Here is a 20,152-nt window from a genome sequence, read left to right as displayed (position 1 = left end):
TACGCGAGGTGGGTTCGACCGATAGGGATCATCTCTTCCGTACGACGACGAAGTCGGCGAGCGCCGTGAACGCGGCCCGGACCTGGGCGGGCATGTCCACGGCGTCGAGGGTTTCGATGGCGATGGTGTGCTGGCGGCGCGCCTCCTGGGCGGTCCACTCGCGGCCGCCCGCCTCCTCGATCAGGGCGGCGCGGGCCGCGAACTCCTCCTCGGAGAAGTTCTCGAAGTCGCTGCTCTTGGCGTCGGCGGCGAGGATCTCGCCGAGCCGCCGGGAGGCGTCGCCGCCCGCCGCGAGCGCGGCCACGACCGGCAGGGACTTCTTGCGCTGGCGCAGGTCGCTCCAGGTCTGCTTGCCGGTGGCCTCCGGGTCGCCCCAGATGCCGAGGAGGTCGTCGACGGCCTGGAAGGCCAGGCCGAGGTGGTAGCCGTACTTCTCCATGGTGTCGGCGGTCGCGTCGTCGGCGCCGCCGAGCACCGCGCCGATGGAGCAGGCGCAGGCGAGCAGGGCGCCGGTCTTGTTGCCCTCCATCTCCAGGCACTCCTCGACGCTGACGCGGTCGCGGTGCTCGTAGGAGATGTCCTGGGCCTGGCCGTCGATCAGGGCGCGGCTGGCGCTGGTCAGCCGGCGGGCGGCGCGGCCGGCCTCGGCCGTGCCGAGTTCGAGCAGGACCTCGTTGGCGAGGGCGAACAGGGCGTCGCCCACCAGGATGGCCTGGGCCGGGCCGTGCACCTTCCAGACGGTGTCGCGGTGGCGGCGCTGCTCGTCGCCGTCCATCAGGTCGTCGTGCAGCAGCGAGAAGTTGTGCACGAGTTCGACGGCGACCGCGCCGGGCACGCCGGCCTCGGGGGCGGCGCCGGTGACCTCGGCGGAGAGCACGGCCAGCGCGGGGCGCACCGCCTTGCCGCCGTCGCCGTCCGCGGGGTTGCCCGCCGCGTCGATCCAGCCGAAGTGGTAGGCGGCGACGGTGTCCATCGGCGGGGCCAGACGGTCGACGGCCGCCCGCAGGACCGGTGTGGCCAGGGTCCGGCCGCGCTCCAACAGCGCGGTCACGTCCACCGCGGTCCCTCGCGCTGGCGTCGAGGCCGGGGGCACAGTGGGCACAGTCTCTCCTCTTGTCGCGGTGCCGGCGGTGCGGGGGCCTGCCGCGGGCTGCTGGTCGGCCTTCACCGGATCCCGCCTCGCTGGGCGGCGCCGGTCTGTCCCGGTTGTCGGCCGGGGCCCCGGGGCGTGTCTCCCGGGGAGCTGCGGTGGGCCGCCTCCTTCAGGGCGAAGAGGCGGCTCGGGCGGGGGCGGCCCAGGGCGCGCAGCGCGGCGTCGGCCGCGCCGACGCCGCTGCGGACCGCGCTCTCCATGGTCGCGGGCCACCCGGTGGCGGTCCACGCTCCGGCCAGGTACAGGCCGGGTGCCTCGGTGCGGGCGCCGGGCCGCAGCCGTCCGACGCCGGGGGCCGGGGCGAAGGTCGCGGTCCGCTCCCGGGTCACGAAGAAGTCCCTGACCTCGGCGCCGCGCGCGTGCGGCAGCAGCCGGCGCAGTTCGGGCAGGTAGCGTGCGCGCAGTTCGGCGACGGGTGTGTCGATCTCGTGCTGCGCGGTCGACTGGGACAGGGCCAGGTACTGCCCCTGTCGCAGCCCGGACGCCTCGGTGCGGTCGAAGACCCATTGCACGGGGGTGCCGAGGGCGGCGACGAAGGGCCGGGCGAGGACCTTGCGGTCGTAGACGACGTGGACGTTGAGGATGGGCGCGGTGCCGATGCCGAGGAGCCGTTCCGGGGCGGCGAGGGCACCGGGCGGCAGCAGGTCGTACGCCTCGCGCTGGGGCACGGCGAGGACGACGGTGTCGGCTTCGAGCCGCTCGCCGGGAACCTGGACGCTCCAGCGGCCGTTGTCGTGGTGGGAGACGGAGGTGACGCGTGTACGGACCTCGGTGCGGACGCCGGCGGAGTCGAGCGCCTTGCGGGCGAGGCGGTCGTGCAGTTCGCCCAGCGGGACGCGGGCCCAGCCGATGTCGGCCGCGCCCGGGTCGGACAGCAGACCGGTCTTGAACACCATCGCGGCCAGCCCCAGTGAGGCGTCGGAGGCGACCGCGTTGAGGGTGGCGACCCCCACGAGGTCCCACAGTGCCTCGATGGCACGCGCCGACTGGCCGTGCGCGGCCAGCCAGCTGCCGAAGTCCTGGGCGTCCAGGGCCGGGTCGGCGGGGTCGAGTGTCTTGAGGGCGAGCGCGGCGCGGCCGACCCGGGCACGCTCGGCGAGCGAGAGGTGCGGGTAGGTGGCGAGGCTGCGCCCGAGGTGCAGGGGCACGGGCAGCGGGTCGCGCCGCAGTCTGCCCAGCCGCCGTCCCTCGGGTCTGGCGGCGTCCAGCACGGGCACGTCGAGCCGGTCCTGCAGCGGGGCCAGGTCCGCGCCCCCGATCCGGTCGAGGAACCAGCGGTAGGCGGTGCAGCAGCGCAGGTAGACGTGCTGGCCGTTGTCGATGGTGAGGTCGCCGCGCCGGAAGGAGAAGGCGAGGCCGCCCAGGCGCGGCCTGCTCTCCAGCAGGGTCACGCGGACCCCGGCGTCGGCCAGTGCCAGCGCGGCGGTCACGCCCGCCAGGCCGCCGCCGACCACGACCGCGTGCCGTCCGGGCACCGCCGCCGGTGGTCCGTCCGGTCGCGTACCGTCGCTCATCGTGCGCCCTCCCCTGTGCGTCCGCCGCGGTGGGCGCGTGGTCCCCGGCCGGCCGTCGCCGTCAGGGACGCCGTCCGGCACCGGCAGGTTGCCCGCGGGGCCCCCGCGGGCCGGCTGCGGGTCCAGCGGCCCATCAGGCGCGCCTCCTGACGGTCTGCCGGGTCACGTGCCGGGTGTCCAGGCCGGACAGCCCGCGTACGGCGACGTACGCCTTCTCGCGTCCGGGCAGCGAGACCCGGCCGCGCAGCACGGCCTCGGGCTCGCGGGCGATGCGGTCGAGCAGACGGCGGTAGATGCCGGCCATGGCGGCGACGCAGGCGCCGCTGCGCCGGTCCAGCATCGGCAGCAGCTGGTAGCCCTCGGCGAACAGGGCGCGGGCGCGCCGCACTTCGAAGTGGACCAGGCCCGCGAAGTCGGAGCCCTCCGGCGGACGGGGGCCCTGGAACCCGGCCGAGCAGCCGAACTTGGCGAGGTCGTCGGCGGGCAGGTAGGTGCGGCCGCCCTCGGCGTCCTCGCGGACGTCCCGGAGGATATTGGTCAGTTGCAGCGCGAGACCCAGCGTGTCGGCGTACTCGGGGGCGCGCTCGGCGCCGCGTGCGCCGGGTTCGGTGCCGAACACGCCGAGCGAGAGCCGCCCGATGGCCCCGGCGACGCACCGGCAGTAGACCTTCAGGTCGTCCCAGGTCTCGTAGGTCTCGCCGCGCACGTCCGCGAGGACGCCGTCGATCAGCTCGTCCAGGCCGCCGAGCGGGATCGGGAAGGTGCGGGCGGCGTGCGCCAGGGCGACCGCGACGGGGTCGGTGTCGTCGTCCTCGACGGCGCCCTCGCGGACCCGGCCGAGCAGCGCCCGGGTGTCCTGGAGCCGGGCCGCCTTCACGTCGTCGGCCAGCGCGCCGTCGCCGATGTCGTCGACGCGCCGGGAGAACGCGTACAGCGCCGACATCGCGCGCCGCTTGGGCGCCGGCAGCAGCCTGATGCCGTAGGCGAAGTTACGTGCCTGCCGGCCGGTGACGGCCTCGCAGTAGCTGTAGGCGGCGAGTACCGGTGCGGACGCGTGCTGTTCCGACTCCACGGCCCGGATCACCCCTCTCCTCGCAGTGTCACGCCCACCTCGCGCAGCAACTGGATCTTGCCGGGCTTGGGCGGGCCGGGAAGTACGTCGTATTCGGCGGCGACGATCGCGCGGATCGCCGCCCTCCCCCCCGCGACGAACCCCGCGAGCAGCAGCTTCAGCCTGCCGTGGACGCTACCCACCAGGGGGGCGCCTTCATTCAGGAGTTCACGGGCGCGTTCCGTTTCGTACGCGACCAGGGCGCGCGCCGACGCGCCCGCGGTGGGCGCGGCGAGGTCCGCCTCCTCCACGTGGAAGCGCTTCAGGTCCTCGGCGGGCAGGTAGACGCGGTCGCGGCCGAGGTCCTCCTTGACGTCCTGGAGGTGCTCGACGATCTGCAGGGCGGTGCAGATCGCGTCGGAGCGGCGGACCCGCTCGGGGGTCGAGGTGCCGGTGATGCCGAGGACCAGGCGGCCGACGGGGTTGGCGGACAGCTCGCAGTAGCCGAGGAGGTCGTCGTAGGTCTCGTACCGGGTGACGAGCTGGTCCTGGCGGTTGGCGGCGATCAGGCCGAGGAACGGCTCGGGGGGCAGCGCGCAGCGGCGGACGGTGGGCTGGAGCCGGCGCAGCAGCGGGTGGTGGGGCGTGCCGTCGAAGACCCGGCGCAGGTCGGTCTCGAAGGCGTCGAGGAGGACGAGGCGGTCCTGCGCGTCGGCGGCCGGCACGCCGAGCAGGCGGGCGTCGGCGCCGCCGGGGGCGAGGTCGCCGTCGCCGATGTCGTCGACCAGCCGGGCGAAGCCGTAGACGGCCATGAGGTCGGCGCGCCAGGCGCGGGGCAGGAAGAACGGTGCCACGGGGAAGTTCTCACCCGCGGCCTTGTCCAGGGTGGCGCGTTCCGGGTCGTGCGCCGTGTTCCTCCGCGTCATCGTCCGCTGCCTGGCACGGGGACGGCACGTGCTGCGGTGAGCAGGGGAGTTTCCGTAGCCATTGCCGTCACATCTCCCGTTCTACACTGCCGAGCCAACACACACTATTTCGGACACGCCGCCCGGCCGTCCGCAGGGCGGCCCCCGGCGCAGGGTGTCGCGGATTATCTCCCCACTTGCCGCTTTCCGGGACCGCTACAGCTTACGTTGTACAACGCATCGAGCTTCAGGGGGGTGTCCCGGAGATCACAACAACGCACCGATCGGCGCCAAGATTCCTCGCCACGGCGCGAGTTGACGTTTCCTTTACGCACGAAGGGGCCCGCCGGAACTGTTTCCTGCGGGGCCCGCCTCGGCCCGCGCTATTTGCCGGTGAACTTCTCGTACTCCTTGAGCACCTCTTCGGTGGGACCGTCCATCCGGAGTTCTCCGCGTTCCAGCCACAGCACCCGGTCACAGGTGTCCCGGATGGACTTGTTGTTGTGACTGACCAGGAAGACCGTGCCGGCCTCCGTGCGCAGTTCCCGGATGCGTTCCTCGGAGCGCTTCTGGAAGGCGCGGTCGCCGGTGGCAAGGGCCTCGTCGATCATGAGGACGTCGTGGTCCTTGGCAGCGGCGATGGAGAACCGGAGCCGGGCGGCCATGCCGGAGGAGTACGTCCGCATCGGCAGGGTGATGAAGTCGCCCTTCTCGTTGATGCCGGAGAAGTCGACGATGTCCTGGTAGCGCTCTTTTATCTGCTCGCGGGACATGCCCATGGCGAGCCCGCCGAGGATGACGTTGCGCTCGCCGGTCAGGTCGTTCATCAGCGCCGCGTTCACACCGAGCAGGGAGGGCTGGCCGTCGGTGTAGACCTTGCCCTTCTCGGCCGGGAGCAGGCCGGCGATGGCCCGCAGCAGGGTGGACTTGCCCGAGCCGTTCGAACCGATCAGGCCGATGGCCTGGCCGCGGTAGGCGGTGAAGGAGACGCCCCGGACGGCGTGCACCTTGCGCACGCCCCGCCGGGTGTCGTCGGAGCCGCGCTTGAGGATGCGGCTGAGGGCGGCGGTGGCACTGCCCTTGCCGGACTTGGCGCCGTTGACGCGGTAGACGATGTGCAGCTCGTCCGCGATGACGGTGGGGACGTGCGCCCCGGCCCCGCGGGCGGCGGTGTCCTGGTGGTGCTCAGCCACGGCCGTACCTCTCTTCCGCCTTCCAGAAGTACACGAAGCCGCCGGCGAACACGGCCACGGCCCAGAACACGGCGAGGGCCCAGACGTGCGGCGGCAGGTGCGCGGCGCCGTAGCCGTCGATCAGCGCGAACCGTATGAGGTCCATGTAGACCGCGGCCGGGTTCACCTGCATCAGCCGCACCAGCCACTCCGGCTTCCCGGCCAGCATGGTGCTGATGGAGAACATCACGCCGGAGGCGTACATCCAGGTCCGCATGACGAACGGCATCAGCTGGGCGAGGTCGGGGGTCCGGGCGCCCATCCGGGCCAGGATCAGCGCGAGCCCGGAGTTGAACAGGAACTGCAGCGCCAGCGCGGGCACGATCAGCAGCCAGGACAGGCCCGGGTAGTTGCCGAACGCGACCGTCACGACGAACACCACGACCATCGAGAAGAGCAGCTGCTGGAGCTGCTGCAGCGCGAACGACAGCGGCAGCGAGGCGCGCGGGAAGTGCAGCGCGCGCACCAGCCCGAGGTTGCCGGAGATGGCCCGCACGCCCGCCATGACCGAACTCTGGGTGAAGGTGAACACGAACACGCCGGTCACCAGGAACGGGATGTACGTGTCGTGGCCCAGGCCCTTGTTGGCCTTGAGGATCAGGCCGAAGATGAAGTAGTAGACGGCCGCGTTCAGCAGCGGGGTGGCCACCTGCCAGACCTGGCCGAGTTTCGCCTGGCTGTACTGGGCGGTCAGCTTCGCCTGGGAGAAGGCGAGGATGAAGTGGCGCCGGCCCCAGAGCTGACGTACGTACTCCATGAGCGGGGGGCGGGCGCCGCTGACGGACAGCCCGTACTTGGCGGCGAGCCGGGCCGGGGGCAGGCCCTCGTCGGGCGACGGAGCCGCGCCGAGGGCGACGCCGCCGTCATGCGTTGTCTCACTCACAAGGGGATACTTTCGTCTTCGTGACTGCGCGGCCGGAGCGGATGGGCGGGCCGGGGTACGGGTCCGGGCGGGCCGGTGCCGCCGGGGAACGAGCTTCTCAGATGACCGGCGGCCGGCCCAGCCGGGTGAGCCGCCACACCGTACGCCACCGCATGGGCCGGCGCGGTCCGCACGGCGTGGCCCAGCCCTCCCGAAAGCCCCCGAACCAGGCCCGCAGGGCGGGGCGCGAGGGACGGCGGGCGAGGGTGAGCAGCAGCCAGACCCCGAGGTAGACCGGGACCAGGGGGGCCGGCAGGTTGCGGCGGGCCAGCCAGACCCGGTTGCGGGCGACCATGCGGTGGTAGACCGCGTGCCGCGAGGGCGCGGTCGTGGGGTGGTTCAGCACCATGTCGGACCGGTAGTCGATCATCCAGCCCGCGTCGAGGGCCCGCCATGCCAGGTCGGTTTCCTCGTGTGCGTAGAAGAATGCGTCCGGCAGGGTGCCGACTTCCCCGAAGACCTCGGTGCGCACCGCGTTCGCGCCGCCGAGGAAGGTGGTGACCCGGGAGGAGCGCATCGGGTCGGAGGCGCGCAGCCGGGGCACGTGGCGGCGCTGGGTGACGCCGGTGTCCGGGTCGGCGATGCGGAAGCTGATGATGCCGAGGTCCGGGTCGTCCGCGAAGGCGCGCCGGCACAGCTCGGCGGTGTCCTGGCGGGCGAGCAGGCCGTCGTCGTCGAGGAAGAGCAGCACGTCGACGTCCCGGCCGCCGGGGCCGAACGCCTCGATGCCGACGTTGCGGCCGCCGGGGATGCCGAGGTTCTCGGGCAGCTCGATCGTCCGCACGCCCTCGGGGACGTCCGGGACGGGCGAGCCGTTGCCGACGACCACCACCTCGATCCGGTCGCCGTCCTGCTTGGCCACCGAGTCGAGCAGGGCGCGCAGCTCGTCGGGGCGGTTGCCCATGGTGATGACCACCGCGCCGACCCGCATGGCCGCGCTCACTTCAGCCTGCTGGAGGCGAGGATGGACACGAGGTGCAGCAGCGTCTGCAGCAGCGCGACGCCGGCCAGGACGGCGGTGCCGAGGCGGGTGAAGAACAGGTCGCCCCTGAGCTGGTCCACGATCGCGAGGACGAGGATCAGCAGGGACGCCTCGATGCCCAGGATCAGCCGGTGGAACTTGAGCGCGGCGGCGGCCCGGCGGGCCAGCGCCATGCCGGAGGAGCGCGGCTCGGCGGCGGCCTCCTTCACCGGCGGCAGGCCGCCCTGGTGGCGGGCGACGCCGACGAGGTCGGTCTCCGCCTTGACGAGGATGGCGCCGAGCGCGGCCAGGGTCCCGAGGAACGCCCACAGCCAGTCGATCCGGCCGCCGCCCCACAGGTCGGCGGCGCGCAGGCCGAGCCCGACGAGGACGGCCGCGTCGGTCAGGTAGGCGCCGACCCGGTCCAGGTAGACCCCGCCGAGCGAGAACTGCTGCTTCCAGCGGGCGATCTCGCCGTCGACGCAGTCCAGCAGCAGGTACAGCTGGACCGCGACCACCCCGAGGACGGCTCCCCAGATCCCCGGCACCAGCAGCGCGGGGGCGGCCAGGACGCCGCACAGGGTCATCAGGTAGGTGAGCTGGTTGGGGGTGACCCTGGTGCCCACCAGGTAGCGGTCGACGCGCAGGGACACCTCGCGCATGTAGAGGCGTCCCGCCCAGTGCTCCCCGCTGCGCCGGTCCTTGACCCCGGCGGGGTGGACGACCGGTCTCAGTTCAGCTACCGATGGCCTTGACATAGTCGGCGTAGACGTCCTTGATCTGGTCGGTCGTGAGGGCGAGGTGTTCGAGGATCGTGTAGCGGCCGGGCCGGGTCTCCGGGGCGAACTCGACGGCTTGGACGAACTCGTCCGGGCTGAAGCCGATGTCCTGCGGCAGTACCGGCAGGCTGTGCCGGCGCAGCACCTGGGCCATCTGCCCGGCCGTCTCCGTGTCGCCGCGCAGATACGTGGCGAACGCGCCGCCGAGGCCGCACTGCTCGCCGTGCAGCGCGTTGCGCTTGGGGAAGCGGAGGTCGAACGCGTGGCTGATCTCGTGGCAGGCGCCGGAGGCGGGACGGCTGTCCCCGGCCACCGACATGGAGATGCCGCACAGCACCAGGGACTCGGAGAGCGTCGTCAGGAACGAGTCGTCACCGATGCCGCCGGGGTGGCGCAGCACGGCCTCGGCGGCCTGGCGGGCCATCGCGGCGGCCAGGCCGTCGACCTTCTCGCCGGTCTCGCGGTGCGACAGCTCCCAGTCGGCCACGGCGGAGATCTTGCAGATCACGTCACCGATGCCGGCCCGGACGAAGCGCAGGGGTGCCTCGCGGATCACATCGAGGTCGATGACGATGCCGATCGGGTTGGGCACGCCGTAGGAGCCGCGGCCCGCGTCGTTGTCCAGCGTGGCGACCGGCGAGCACAGTCCGTCGTTGGCGAGGTTGGTGGCCACCGCGACCAGCGGCAGGCCCACGCGGGCCGCCGCGTACTTGGCGCAGTCGATGACCTTGCCGCCGCCGAGGCCGACCACCGCGTCGTAGCGGCCGGCCTTCTTGATGGAGTCGGCGAGGCGGACCGCGCCGTCGATGGTGCCGTCGGCGTCCTCGAACCAGTCGGCGTCCGGGAAGGCCGGCGCGAACCGCTCGCGCAGCACCCGGCCGGAGCCGTTGCTGATGGCGAAGGCCAGCCGGCCCGAGGGCGAGATCCGCTGGTCGGAGAGGATCGCGGCGAGGTCGTCGAGCGCTCCGGGGCGGATGTCGACGGCGACCGGCGACGGGATGAGCCGCGTCAGTACCGGCACGCGATCTCCCGGCCCCTGGCGAGGTCGTCGTGGTTGTCGATCTCGACCCAGTCGACCTCGCCGATCGGCGCCACGTCGACCTTGAAGCCGCGGTCGACCAGCTCCTGGTAGCCGTCCTCGTAGTACAGCTGCGGGTCGCGTTCGAAGGTGGCCTTCAGCGCGTCCGCCAGCTCCTCGGCCGCCTCGCCCTCGATCAGGGTGACGCCGATGTACTCGCCGGTGGCCTCGGCCGGGTCCATCAGCTTGGTGATCCTCTGGACGCCCTTGGCGGGGTCGACGACGACCTTCATCTCCTCCTCGGCGAGCTGCTTGACCGTGTCCAGCGCGAGGATGATCTTCTTGCCGTCGCCGCGGGCGGCGAGCAGGGTCTTCTCGACGGAGACCGGGTGGACGGTGTCACCGTTGGCGAGGATCACCCCGTCCTGGAGGGCACCGCGGCCGCACCACAGGGAGTAGGCGTTGTTCCACTCCTCGGCCTTGTCGTTGTCGATCAGGGTGATCTTCAGGCCGTACTTCTGCTCCAGGGCGGCCCGGCGCTCGTACACGGCCTCCTTGCGGTAGCCCACGATGATCCCGACCTCGGTCAGGCCCACCTCGGCGAAGTTGCCGAGGGCGATGTCGAGCACCGTGATGCTGTCCTCCGCGCCCTCGGGCCCCACCGGCACCAGCGCCTTGGGCAGGGTGTCGGTGTAGGGGCGCAGGCGCCGTCCGGCGCCGGCGGCCAGCACGAGGCCGATCATGCGGGTTCTCCTTCATCGTGTACGGCGGGTGCCCCTGCGGACACCCAGAAGCGGATGCTCTCGGCGAGCACCACGAGCGCCACGGCCACGGCGAGGACCGTGAGCGCGACCCCGAATCGGTCGGCGGTGAGCAGCGCGGCGAGCACGGCGACGAGCAGCGTCCGCCCCTCCTGCCCCCCGATGGCGCGCACCAGGCGGGCCGGCGGCGCTCCGGCGTTGCCGCGGATGCGGTACACCGTGTCGTAGTGATGGTAGGCGACGGCCGCCACCAGCCCGAACGCCGCGGGCAGGGCTCCGGGTACGTCGGCCCGGGCGGCCAGGGCGAGCACGGTGCCGTACTCGGCGGCCCGGAAGAACGGCGGGACCAGCCAGTCAAGGGCGCCCTTGAGGGGGCGGGAGACGGCGAGCGCCGAGGTCAGGACGTGGACGAGGGCGGCGACGACGGGCCAGGGGCCGCCGAAGCCGGTCAGGGCGCTCACCGCGGTGACGGCGAGGGCGCCGAGGAGGGCGAGGGCGGGCGCGGTGACAGCGGGCAGCCGGCGCGCGGGGGCGCGCAGGGCGCGGGTGAGGCCCTCGGTGAGCGGGCCGCTGTCGGCCAGGTCCGCGAGCGCCCGCGCGGCGCGGTCGGTGCGGTGGGCCCGGCGGGTCACCGAGCGCAGCACGCGGCCCGCGGTGGTGTAGGCGGCCGCGAAGGCGCAGCCGGCCAGCAGCGCGTAGAAGGTGACGCGGGGGGTGGTGGCCGCGGTGAGCACGGCGATCATCGCCCAGCGCTCACCGATGGGCAGCACGATCATGCGGCGCAGCCAGACCGTCCAGCCGACGCTGTCGAGCTTGTCGGAGAGGGCGGCGGTGGGGCTGGTGTTGGCGGTGGCGTCGTGGTTGGCCTCGTTGAAGGAGAAGTCCACGACGTGCCGACAGGTCTGCAGGACCATCGCGCCGAGCGCGAGCGCCCATACGTCGTCATGGCCGCCGCGGGCGGCGCCGAGGGCGAGGCCGGCGTAGTAGGCGTACTCCTTGGCCCGGTCGAAGGTGGCGTCGAGCCAGGCGCCGAGGGTGGAGTACTGCAGGGAGTAGCGGGCGAGCTGGCCGTCGGTGCAGTCCAGCACGAACGAGGCGATCAGCAGGACGCCGGCGGCGACGAAGCCGGCGCGGGTGCCGGTGGCGGCGCAGCCGGCCGCTATCAGCGCGGTGAGCAGGGAGGCGGTGGTGACCTGGTTGGGGGTCAGGCCGCGGCGGGCGCACCAGCGGGCGAGGTGGCGCGAGTAGGGGCTGATGCAGAAGGTGGTGAAGAAGCCGTCGCGGGCCTTGACGGCCGACTTGAGGCGGACGGCCTCGTCGTCGACGGCGGCGACGGCCTGCCGGGCCTCGTTGCGGGCCTGGGGGTCGGCGGGGACCGCGGCGACGAGGCTGCCGAGGTCGGGGTGGTGCACGGCGGAGCCGTCGGCGTCCAGGGCGGCGGTGATGCGGTCGGCGAGGCTGTCCACGGCGAGCGCGGTGCCGCCCGAGGCGGTGTTCTCCCGGGCCATCGCCCGGGTGAGGGCCTGCCGGCCGGCCGGCCGGGCGGTGACGGCGCCGGGTACGGCGGCGAGCGGGAAGCGGGGGTCGGTCAGGCCCAGGCGCAGGGCGTGCGGGTGGCCGACGAAGCGGGCGTCGACGACGGCGACCCGCTGGTCCCCGGGGACCTGGGCGAGGAGCGTCTCGGCGTCGTCGGCGTCGGCGGCCGGCCGTACGTCGAAGCCGAGGGACCGCAGATCAGCCTCGATCGACGATCCGGGGACCGGCTGGCCGGTGAGGATGGCGGTCGACAACCGAAGTCACTCCCTGGTGCCGACGCGGCGCGCCGGTCATGTGCATGGTGGGGGTGCCGCTCGCCTGCGGCACCCGGGCGGCATGTCGGCAGAGGCTATCGGATGCCGGGAAGCCCGCGTTCACCGCCCGTTCAGGGGCCGGTCGACGCGGTCTGCCGCGGCCCGCGCCGCGATCATCATCGGTGATCGGGGGGCCGGGCCACAAACTCCGTACCAGACCGGGCATTCGCCCCATCCGCCGCGCCGCCCGCCGAAACGTTCTGACCTGCGCTTCGTTTGCGCAGGTCAGAGCACATGACAACGGTGTTCAGTGCCGCGTTGCCCGATACCCCCCACCCGTAGTTCACTGGGGCCCCGGGCGGAACACAGGAAGGTGGACAGCATGGGGGCCGGTCACGACCACGGGCACACGCACGGCGCCACCGGCACGGCGGCGGCGGCGCACCGCGGCACACTGCGGATCGCGCTGTCGATCACGCTCGCCGTCATGGTGGTGGAGATCGTCGGCGGGGTGCTCGCGGACTCGCTGGCCCTGGTGGCGGACGCCGCCCACATGGCCACCGACGCCCTCGGGCTCGGCATGTCGCTGCTCGCCATCCACTTCGCCAACCGGCCGCCGAGCCGCAACCGCACCTTCGGCTACGCCCGCGCCGAGATCCTCGCGGCGCTCGCCAACTGCCTGCTGCTGCTCGGCGTCGGCGGGTACGTCCTCTACGAGGCGGTGCAGCGGTTCCTGGTCCCGGCCGACACCCACGGCGGGCTGATGATCGTGTTCGGCCTGGTCGGCCTGGTCGCCAACTCGGTCTCCCTGACGCTGCTGATGCGCGGCCAGAAGGAGAGCCTGAACGTGCGCGGCGCGTTCCTGGAGGTGGCCGCGGACGCGCTCGGCTCGCTCGCGGTCATGATCTCGGCCGCGGTGATCCTGCTCACCGGCTGGCAGGCCGCCGACCCGGTCGCCTCCCTCGCCATCGGCCTGCTGATCGTGCCGCGCACGGTCAAGCTGCTGCGCGAGACGCTGGACGTGCTCCTGGAGGCGGCCCCCAAGGACGTCGACATGGACGAGGTGCGCTCGCACATCCTCGCGCTGGAAGGGGTGGAGGACGTGCACGACCTGCACGCCTGGACGATCACCTCCGGGATGCCGGTGCTGTCGGCGCACGTGGTGGTCAGCTCGGAGGTGCTGAACGCCATCGGGCACGAGAAGATGCTGCACGAACTCCAGGGCTGCCTGGGTGTGCACTTCGACGTGGAGCACTGCACCTTCCAGCTGGAGCCGGGCGGGCACGCCGAGCACGAGGCACGGCTGTGCCACTGAGCGCACGAGGCACGGCTGTGCCGCTGAGCGGCTGAGCCCGCGTCGCCGGGTCACCGGGCGGCCGAGCGCCTGCCCCGCGACCCTCCGCGCGCCGTCGCGCCGGGTGCGCGGCGGTTCCGGCCCGCTCCCCGCGGGCATGATCAGCCACCGGGCCCCCTCCGGTACGGGACATGCGGGTGCGCCGGTGCCGGTAAGCGCCGGGAGTGCCGGTCCGGTACGGCAGACTGGGGCCCGAGGACCGATGCGAAGGATGGGTATGCCGATCACACCTGCCACCGCGACGCACAGCTCGTCGAACGGCACCGCGGACGCGATCTTGCTGGAACTCGTCGACGAGGACGGCGCGACGATCGGCACCGCGGAGAAGCTCGCCGCCCATCAGCCGCCGGGGCAGCTGCACCGCGCCTTCTCCGTGTTCCTCTTCGACGAGCAGGGCCGGCTGCTGCTCCAGCAGCGGGCGCTCGGCAAGTACCACTCCCCCGGCGTCTGGTCCAACACCTGCTGCGGCCACCCCTACCCGGATGAGGCCCCCTTCGCGGCGGCGGCCCGGCGCACGTACGAGGAGCTGGGTGTCTCACCGAGCCTGCTCGCGGAGGCGGGCACGGTCCGCTACAACCACCCGGACCCGGCGTCGGGCCTGGTGGAGCAGGAGTACAACCATCTCTTCGTCGGCCTGGTGCAGTCGCCCCTGCGGCCCGACCCGCAGGAGGTCGGCCGGACCGCGTTCGTGTCCCCCGCCGAGCTGGCGGAGCGGCACGCGCAGGACCCCTTCTCGGCCTGGTTCATGACCGTGCTGGACGCGGCCCGGCCCGCGATCAGGGAGCTGACCGGACCCGCCGGCTGGTGACGCCGTGCCCGGGCGAATGCTTTCGGCGGCTCAGGGCGCGGGGGTGAGCGGCAGGGCGGCCCAGATCACCTTGCCGCCGGTCGCCGTGTGCTCGACGTCGCAGACCCCGCCCGCCTCCCGGGCGATCTCTTGGACCAGCAGCAGTCCCCGTCCGCCGGTGCGGGCGTGATCGGTCTCCAGCGCGGTCGGCCGGTAGGGGTGGGCGTCCTCCACGGACACCCGCAGCCACTCGGCGCCGACGGCGACCTCCACGGCGAGCGTGGGCGAGAGCACCGCCGCGTGCCGTACCGCGTTCGTGACCAGCTCGGACACGATCAGCAGCAGGCCGTGGACCAGCTCGGCGGAGGCGGGCACGCCCTGGCGCCGCAGCAGGTCGCGCACCGCGTGCCGGGCCTGCGGCACCGAGGCGTCGACGGCGGGTGCGGTGAACCGCCAGACCCCCTCGTACGGCAGCGGCACCGGTGGCCCGGTCGTCGGGGGCGCCTCCGTACCGCCTGCTGGGCGCGGACCGTCTCCGCGCCCATGATCGTCCATTGTCCGCTCGCCACCCTCGCGCTCGATTGTCACCACCCGTCGAGTGTTGGTAACGCAGCGCGCCACCCCAAGGACTGAACGCAAATCGGCGGGTTTACCGCGCGTTACGACCGTTTCAGATCGATCACGCCTGAAGTTCGACCGATTGTGCGCGATCCGCGGCGACTTCGGGCACTCTTCGGTTTGTACGGGTTCACCGGCCGCCCGATAGCATCCGGCGCATGGAGCCGCAGCTGCTGCACGACGTCACCGACACGGTCGCCACCGTCGTCGTCCACCATCCGGCCAAGCGCAACGCGATGACGGCCGGCATGTGGCGGGCGCTGCCGCCGCTCCTGGAGCGCCTGGCGGCCGACCCGGGTGTGCGGGTGCTGGTGCTGACCGGCGCGGACGGCACGTTCTGCGCCGGCGCGGACATCTCCACGCTGCGCCACTCGCCCGAGGAGGCGCAGACCCTGGCGGTGGCCGCCGAGGAGGCGCTCGCCGCGTTCCCCAAGCCGACCCTCGCGGCGGTGCGCGGGCACTGCGTGGGCGGCGGCGCCCAGCTCGCGGCCGCCTGCGACCTGCGGTTCGCGGAGGAGGGCGCGCTGTTCGGGGTGACACCGGCGAAACTCGGGATCGTCTATCCCGCCTCCGCGACCCGGCGCCTGGTCTCCCTGGTCGGTCCGGCCACCGCCAAGTACCTGCTGTTCTCGGGCGAGCTGATCGACGCGGAACGGGCGCTGCGCACCGGGCTGGTCGACGAGGTGCTGCCCGAGGGCGGGCTCGACAAGCGTGTCGCGGAGTTCGCCCGGACGCTGACCGCGCGCTCGCAGCTGACCCAGGCCGCGGCGAAGGAGTTCGCGGACGGCCGCACGGACCGGGACGCGCACTGGGCCGGGCAGGCGCGCGCCGGCGGCGACACCGCGGAGGGGGTCGCCGCCTTCCTGGAGCGCAGGGCGCCGCACTTCACGTGGAGCGTGCCGACGCCGAGGTCCTGACCCCTGCGTCTTGACTCCTGCGTCTTGATCCCTGCGTCTCGGTTCTCACGTCTTGATCCCTACGTCAGATAGGGGCGGCTGTCCGCGCGGAACTTCTCGACGAGGTGGGCGGGCGCCTTGTCCGGCGAGCCGGCGTCGTAGGGCGGCTGGGGGTCGTACTCGGTGAGGAGCTGGACGGACTGGGCGGTCTCGTCGCCCGCGATCCGGCCCAGCAGGGTGAGGCCCATGTCGATGCCGGCGGAGACCCCGGCGGCGGTGACGTACTTGCCGTCGACGACCACCCGTTCCCCGGTCGGCTCGGCGCCGAACGTGGTCAGCACGTCCAGGGCCAGCCAGTGCGAGGTCGCCCGGCGGCCGCGCAGCAGCCCGGCGCCCGCCAGCAGCAGCGAGCCGGTGCACACCGACGTGGTCCAGGTGCTGGTGGCGTCGGCGGCGCGCAGCCAGTCCAGCAGCACGCCGTTGTCCATCTGCGCCCGCTGGCCGGGGCCGCCGGGGACGATCACGATGCCGGGGGACGGCACGTCGGCCAGGGTGCGGTCGGCGGTGAGCGCCAGGGCGCCGGTGTCGGTGCGCACCGGGCCGGTGCGCTCGGCGACGAAGACGGTGTCCGCGCCGGGCAGGCGGCCGAGCGTCTCGTAGGGGCCCACGGCGTCGAGGGCGGTGAAGCCGTCGTAGAGGAGGATGGCGATCTGCATGGTCTTCCCTTCGGTGGGGCGCATGGTGCGCGCGGTGACGGGTGGTGGGGCGTCGGGTGGTCGGAAGGCGGGTGGTCAGGTGACGGGGGCGGGGCGGAAGCGGCGCCGGTACTCCGCCGGGGACGCGCCCAGCGTGCGCAGGAAGGCGCGCCGCATGGCCTCGGGAGTGCCGTAGCCGCTGATGCGGGAGACGCCCTCGACGGAGTCGGCGGTGTCCTCCAGCAGGCGGCGGGCGTGTTCGAGGCGGACCCGGTCGACGTACCGGCCCGGGGTCATGCCGGTCTCCGCCTGGAAGGCGCGGGCGAAGTGGCGCGGCGAGAGGGCGGCGCGGGCGGCGAGCGCGTCCACGCTCAGATCGGCCGCCGGATGCTCGGTGATCCACTGCTGGACGTCCCGGAGCGGATCGCGGTGGGCGGTCTGCGCGGTGAGCTGGGCGCTGAACTGCGCCTGGTTGCCGGGCCTGCGCAGGAACACCACGAGGTGGCGGGCGACGGTGAGCGCGGTGTCCCGGCCCACGTCCTCCTCGACGAGCGCGAGGGCCAGGTCGATGCCCGCGGTGACACCGGCCGAGGTGGACACGGTGCCGTCCCGTACGAAGATCGGATCGGACTCGACCCTGATGGCGGGGTGGTCGCGGGCCAGCGTGGCGCAGTACGCCCAGTGCGTGGTGGCCCGGCGGCCGTCCAGCAGGCCCGCCTCGGCCAGCAGCATCGCGCCGGTGCACACCGACACCAGCCGGGCGGCGCGCGGCCCGTGCCGGCGCACCCAGTCGACCAGGCGCGGATCGGGCCGGCGGGTGCCCTCGCCACCGGGCACGATCAGCGTGTGCGGCGCGGGTGCCGCGTCGAGCGAGGCGTCCGGGACCAGGGTCAGGCCGCTGGAGGCGCGCACCGGGGCGCCGTCCAGGGAGGCCGTGCGGACGCGGTAGGTGCCGGGGGTGTGCTTGTCCGCACCGGCGAAGACCTCCAGGGGGCCGGTGACGTCGAGGCTCTGCACACCGTCGAACAGGACGACGAGAACGGTTCGCTGCGCCATGGTCTCGATTCTTGGCGGACCGGCGGACGGCCGCAACGACGGGTTTCCCACCTTTTCGGCCATGCCTGCCGTGCGGCGGCCGGCCCGCGGGCGCCGCGGCCCGCCCCGGCGACGCGCCCGCCGGACCCCGCCCTGATCCCCGCTCGTCGGTGCCGCCTGCCACAATTGCGGCGCAACCCGAAGCGGAGAAGGCGGTACGGGAACGTGACGACACCCCTCACAGGGTCCATCGAAAGCAGGATCGCCGGGGAACTCGGCGTACGGGAGCGGCAGGTCAAGGCCGCCGTGGAGCTGCTCGACGGCGGTTCGACGGTGCCTTTCATCGCCCGCTACCGCAAGGAGGCGACCGAGACCCTCGACGACGCGCAGCTGCGCACGATCGAGGAGCGGCTGCGCTATCTGCGGGAGCTGGAGGACCGGCGCTCCGCGATCCTGGAGTCGGTGCGCGAGCAGGGCAAGCTCACCGAGGAGCTGGAGGCCCGCATCCGGGGCGCCGAGACCAAGGCGCGCCTTGAGGACATCTACCTGCCGTACAAGCCCAAGCGGCGTACGAAGGCGCAGATCGCGCGGGAGGCGGGCCTTCAGCCGCTGGCGGAGGGCCTGCTCGGTGACCCGGGCACCGACCCGCTCGCCGCGGCGGCCGCCTTCGTGGCCGCGGACAAGGGCGTCGCCGACGCGCAGGCCGCGCTCGACGGGGCCCGGGCGATCCTCACCGAGCGGTTCTCGGAGGACGCCGACCTCATCGGTGAGCTGCGCGAGCGCATGTGGGTGCGCGGGCGGCTGGCCGCCAGGGTGCGCGAGGGCAAGGAGGAGGCGGGCGCGAAGTTCGCCGACTACTTCGACTTCGCCGAGCCGTTCACCGAGCTGCCCTCGCACCGGATCCTCGCCATGCTGCGCGGGGAGAAGGAAGAGGTCCTCGACCTCGTCCTGGAGCCGGAGGAGGCCACCGAGGGCCCGTCGTCGTACGAGGGCATGGTGGCGCACCGCTTCGGCATCGCCGACCGCGGCCGGCCCGCCGACAAGTGGCTCACGGACACGGTCCGCTGGGCCTGGCGCACCCGCGTCCTGGTCCACCTCGGCATCGACCTGCGGCTGCGGCTGCGTACGGCCGCCGAGGACGAGGCGGTGAACGTGTTCGCGGCCAACCTGCGCGATCTGCTGCTCGCCGCCCCGGCCGGCACCCGCGCCACGCTGGGCCTGGACCCCGGCTTCCGTACGGGTGTGAAGGTCGCCGTGATCGACGGGACCGGAAAGGCGGTGGCCACGGACGTGATCCATCCGCACGTCCCGGCCAACAAGTGGGACGAGGCCATCGCCAAGCTCGCCCGGCTGGCCGCGGAGCACGCCGTCGAGCTGGTCGCCATCGGCAACGGCACGGCGTCCCGGGAGACCGACCGGCTGGCCGCCGAGCTGATCGCCCGGCACCCGGAGCTGAAGCTCACCAAGGTGATGGTGTCGGAGGCGGGCGCCTCGGTGTACTCGGCCTCCGCCTACGCCTCCCAGGAGCTGCCCGGCATGGACGTGTCGCTGCGCGGCGCGGTCTCCATCGCGCGCCGGCTCCAGGACCCGCTGGCCGAGCTGGTGAAGATCGACCCCAAGTCGATCGGCGTCGGCCAGTACCAGCACGACCTGTCCGAGGTGAAGCTGTCCCGCTCGCTGGACGCCGTGGTCGAGGACTGTGTGAACGGTGTCGGCGTGGACGTCAACACGGCGTCCGTGCCGCTGCTCGCCCGGGTCTCCGGCGTCACCGGCTCGCTCGCCGAGAACATCGTGGCGCACCGGGACGCCAACGGGCCGTTCACCTCGCGCGCCCAGCTGAAGAAGGTCTCCCGGCTCGGCCCGAAGGCGTACGAGCAGTGCGCGGGCTTCCTGCGCATCCGCGGCGGCGACGACCCGCTGGACGCCTCCAGCGTGCACCCGGAGGCGTATCCGGTGGTGCGCCGGATGGTGAAGACCACGGGGCGGCAGGTGGCCTCCCTGGTCGGCAACACCGGGGTGCTGCGCTCGCTGAGGGCCGCCGACTTCGTGGACGACACCTTCGGTCTGCCGACGGTCTCCGACATCCTCAAGGAGCTGGAGAAGCCGGGGCGCGACCCGCGGCCGGCGTTCCGGACGGCCACCTTCAAGGAGGGGGTGGAGAAGATCTCCGACCTGTCCTCCGGGATGGTCCTGGAGGGCGTGGTGACGAACGTGGCGGCCTTCGGGGCGTTCGTGGACGTCGGTGTCCACCAGGACGGCCTGGTGCATGTGTCGGCGATGTCCAGGACGTTCGTCAAGGACCCGCGGGACGTGGCCAAGCCCGGTGACATCGTCAAGGTGAAGGTGCTGGACGTCGACATCCCGCGCAAGCGGATCTCGCTGACGCTGCGGCTGGACGACGAGGCGGCGCCGCAGGAGCGGGAGCGGCAGGGGCAGGGCGGCGGTGAGCGCGGCCGGCGCGGCGGGCGCCCGCCGCAGCAGCGCCAGGGCCGGGGCGGCGGCAACGGCGGCGGGAGCGCGTCGCGTCAGGCGTCCGCGCCCGCGAACAGCGCGATGGCCGACGCGTTGCGCCGCGCGGGGCTGCTGGACACGAAGAACGGCCGCCGCTGACGCGCGCCGGGCCCGGACCCGCCGCACTCCGCGGTGGGTCCGGGCCCGGGGGACGGGCTCCGGCGTACGTG

Annotated in this window: 19 protein-coding genes; 4 read left to right on the top strand and 15 right to left on the bottom strand. The window is 73.3% G+C overall.

The features are described 5' to 3' along the window. Positions 1–28: 28 nt before the first annotated feature. From ABZ858_RS10395 to ABZ858_RS10340, 12 genes are all read right to left on the bottom strand, one after another. The gene (locus ABZ858_RS10395; protein ID WP_361374761.1) at positions 29–1,168 is read right to left on the bottom strand and encodes a polyprenyl synthetase family protein; all 1,140 of its coding nucleotides are present in this window, start codon (positions 1,166–1,168) and stop codon (positions 29–31) included. Further along, on the bottom strand, positions 1,165–2,667 hold the full coding sequence (gene hpnE / locus ABZ858_RS10390; protein ID WP_361374759.1) for a hydroxysqualene dehydroxylase HpnE: 1,503 nt from the start codon (positions 2,665–2,667) through the stop codon (positions 1,165–1,167). The genes ABZ858_RS10395 and hpnE overlap by 4 nt, the downstream gene beginning before the upstream one ends. Further along, positions 2,664–2,801 carry a DUF6380 family protein gene (locus tag ABZ858_RS10385; RefSeq protein ID WP_361374757.1) on the bottom strand — a complete coding sequence of 46 codons (138 nt, stop codon included), beginning with the start codon at positions 2,799–2,801 and terminating at the stop codon, positions 2,664–2,666. The genes hpnE and ABZ858_RS10385 overlap by 4 nt, the downstream gene beginning before the upstream one ends. Continuing rightward, on the bottom strand, positions 2,801–3,751 hold the full coding sequence (hpnD, locus tag ABZ858_RS10380; RefSeq protein WP_361374755.1) for a presqualene diphosphate synthase HpnD: 951 nt from the start codon (positions 3,749–3,751) through the stop codon (positions 2,801–2,803). Before hpnD ends, ABZ858_RS10385 begins: the two co-directional genes overlap by 1 nt. Continuing rightward, positions 3,748–4,644: a squalene synthase HpnC gene (gene hpnC, locus ABZ858_RS10375; protein WP_361374753.1), complete on the bottom strand. Its 897-nt coding sequence runs from the start codon at positions 4,642–4,644 to the stop codon at positions 3,748–3,750. The genes hpnD and hpnC overlap by 4 nt, the downstream gene beginning before the upstream one ends. Positions 4,645–5,006: 362 nt before the next feature. Continuing rightward, a complete protein-coding gene (locus ABZ858_RS10370; protein ID WP_361374751.1) occupies positions 5,007–5,816 on the bottom strand; it encodes an ABC transporter ATP-binding protein in 810 nt (269 codons plus the stop codon). After that, entirely contained in the window at positions 5,809–6,738 is a 930-nt protein-coding gene (locus ABZ858_RS10365) for an ABC transporter permease (RefSeq protein ID WP_361374749.1), read from the bottom strand. The genes ABZ858_RS10370 and ABZ858_RS10365 overlap by 8 nt, the downstream gene beginning before the upstream one ends. 97 nt (positions 6,739–6,835) lie before the next feature. Beyond that, positions 6,836–7,720 (bottom strand): glycosyltransferase, encoded by an 885-nt coding sequence (locus ABZ858_RS10360; RefSeq protein ID WP_361374747.1) that lies wholly within the window; start codon positions 7,718–7,720, stop codon positions 6,836–6,838. Next, a complete protein-coding gene (locus ABZ858_RS10355; RefSeq protein ID WP_361374745.1) occupies positions 7,717–8,496 on the bottom strand; it encodes a CDP-alcohol phosphatidyltransferase family protein in 780 nt (259 codons plus the stop codon). Before ABZ858_RS10355 ends, ABZ858_RS10360 begins: the two co-directional genes overlap by 4 nt. Further along, a complete protein-coding gene (locus ABZ858_RS10350; RefSeq protein ID WP_361374743.1) occupies positions 8,474–9,538 on the bottom strand; it encodes an iron-containing alcohol dehydrogenase family protein in 1,065 nt (354 codons plus the stop codon). The genes ABZ858_RS10355 and ABZ858_RS10350 overlap by 23 nt, the downstream gene beginning before the upstream one ends. Then, entirely contained in the window at positions 9,526–10,278 is a 753-nt protein-coding gene (locus tag ABZ858_RS10345; protein WP_361374741.1) for a phosphocholine cytidylyltransferase family protein, read from the bottom strand. The genes ABZ858_RS10350 and ABZ858_RS10345 overlap by 13 nt, the downstream gene beginning before the upstream one ends. Next, a complete protein-coding gene (locus tag ABZ858_RS10340) occupies positions 10,275–12,086 on the bottom strand; it encodes a DUF5941 domain-containing protein (protein WP_361374739.1) in 1,812 nt (603 codons plus the stop codon). The genes ABZ858_RS10345 and ABZ858_RS10340 overlap by 4 nt, the downstream gene beginning before the upstream one ends. A gap of 382 nt (positions 12,087–12,468) precedes the next feature. Between ABZ858_RS10340 and ABZ858_RS10335 the strand changes: the two genes are divergently transcribed. Next, positions 12,469–13,401 (top strand): cation diffusion facilitator family transporter, encoded by a 933-nt coding sequence (locus tag ABZ858_RS10335; RefSeq protein WP_361374737.1) that lies wholly within the window; start codon positions 12,469–12,471, stop codon positions 13,399–13,401. A gap of 256 nt (positions 13,402–13,657) precedes the next feature. Further along, positions 13,658–14,248, top strand: a complete 591-nt coding sequence (gene idi, locus ABZ858_RS10330) for an isopentenyl-diphosphate Delta-isomerase (RefSeq protein ID WP_361374735.1) — start codon at positions 13,658–13,660, stop codon at positions 14,246–14,248. 30 nt (positions 14,249–14,278) lie between these two features. Here the strand turns inward: idi and ABZ858_RS10325 are convergent, their stop codons facing one another. Beyond that, positions 14,279–14,782, bottom strand: coding sequence for an ATP-binding protein (locus ABZ858_RS10325; RefSeq protein WP_361375314.1), 504 nt, complete (start codon positions 14,780–14,782; stop codon positions 14,279–14,281). Between the two features lie 221 nt (positions 14,783–15,003). Between ABZ858_RS10325 and ABZ858_RS10320 the strand changes: the two genes are divergently transcribed. Beyond that, the gene (locus ABZ858_RS10320) at positions 15,004–15,762 is read left to right on the top strand and encodes an enoyl-CoA hydratase/isomerase family protein (protein ID WP_361374733.1); all 759 of its coding nucleotides are present in this window, start codon (positions 15,004–15,006) and stop codon (positions 15,760–15,762) included. Positions 15,763–15,821: 59 nt separating this feature from the next. On the opposite strand, the gene ABZ858_RS10315 is transcribed toward ABZ858_RS10320, so the two are convergent. Both ABZ858_RS10315 and ABZ858_RS10310 read right to left on the bottom strand, forming a co-directional pair. Continuing rightward, the gene (locus ABZ858_RS10315; RefSeq protein ID WP_361375312.1) at positions 15,822–16,457 is read right to left on the bottom strand and encodes a DJ-1/PfpI family protein; all 636 of its coding nucleotides are present in this window, start codon (positions 16,455–16,457) and stop codon (positions 15,822–15,824) included. 75 nt (positions 16,458–16,532) lie between these two features. Further along, on the bottom strand, positions 16,533–17,492 hold the full coding sequence (locus tag ABZ858_RS10310) for a GlxA family transcriptional regulator (protein WP_361374731.1): 960 nt from the start codon (positions 17,490–17,492) through the stop codon (positions 16,533–16,535). 204 nt (positions 17,493–17,696) lie between these two features. Here ABZ858_RS10310 and ABZ858_RS10305 point away from each other — a divergent pair, with 204 nt between their 5' ends. Then, on the top strand, positions 17,697–20,081 hold the full coding sequence (locus tag ABZ858_RS10305) for a Tex family protein (protein WP_361374729.1): 2,385 nt from the start codon (positions 17,697–17,699) through the stop codon (positions 20,079–20,081). Positions 20,082–20,152 lie beyond the last annotated feature (71 nt).

The sequence above is a fragment of the Streptomyces sp. NPDC047017 genome (assembly GCF_040644175.1).
Taxonomy (GTDB): Bacteria; Actinomycetota; Actinomycetes; order Streptomycetales; family Streptomycetaceae; genus Streptomyces.
The sequence above is the reverse complement of the archived record's forward strand: the minus strand, read 5'-3'. Positions and strand labels throughout refer to the sequence as shown.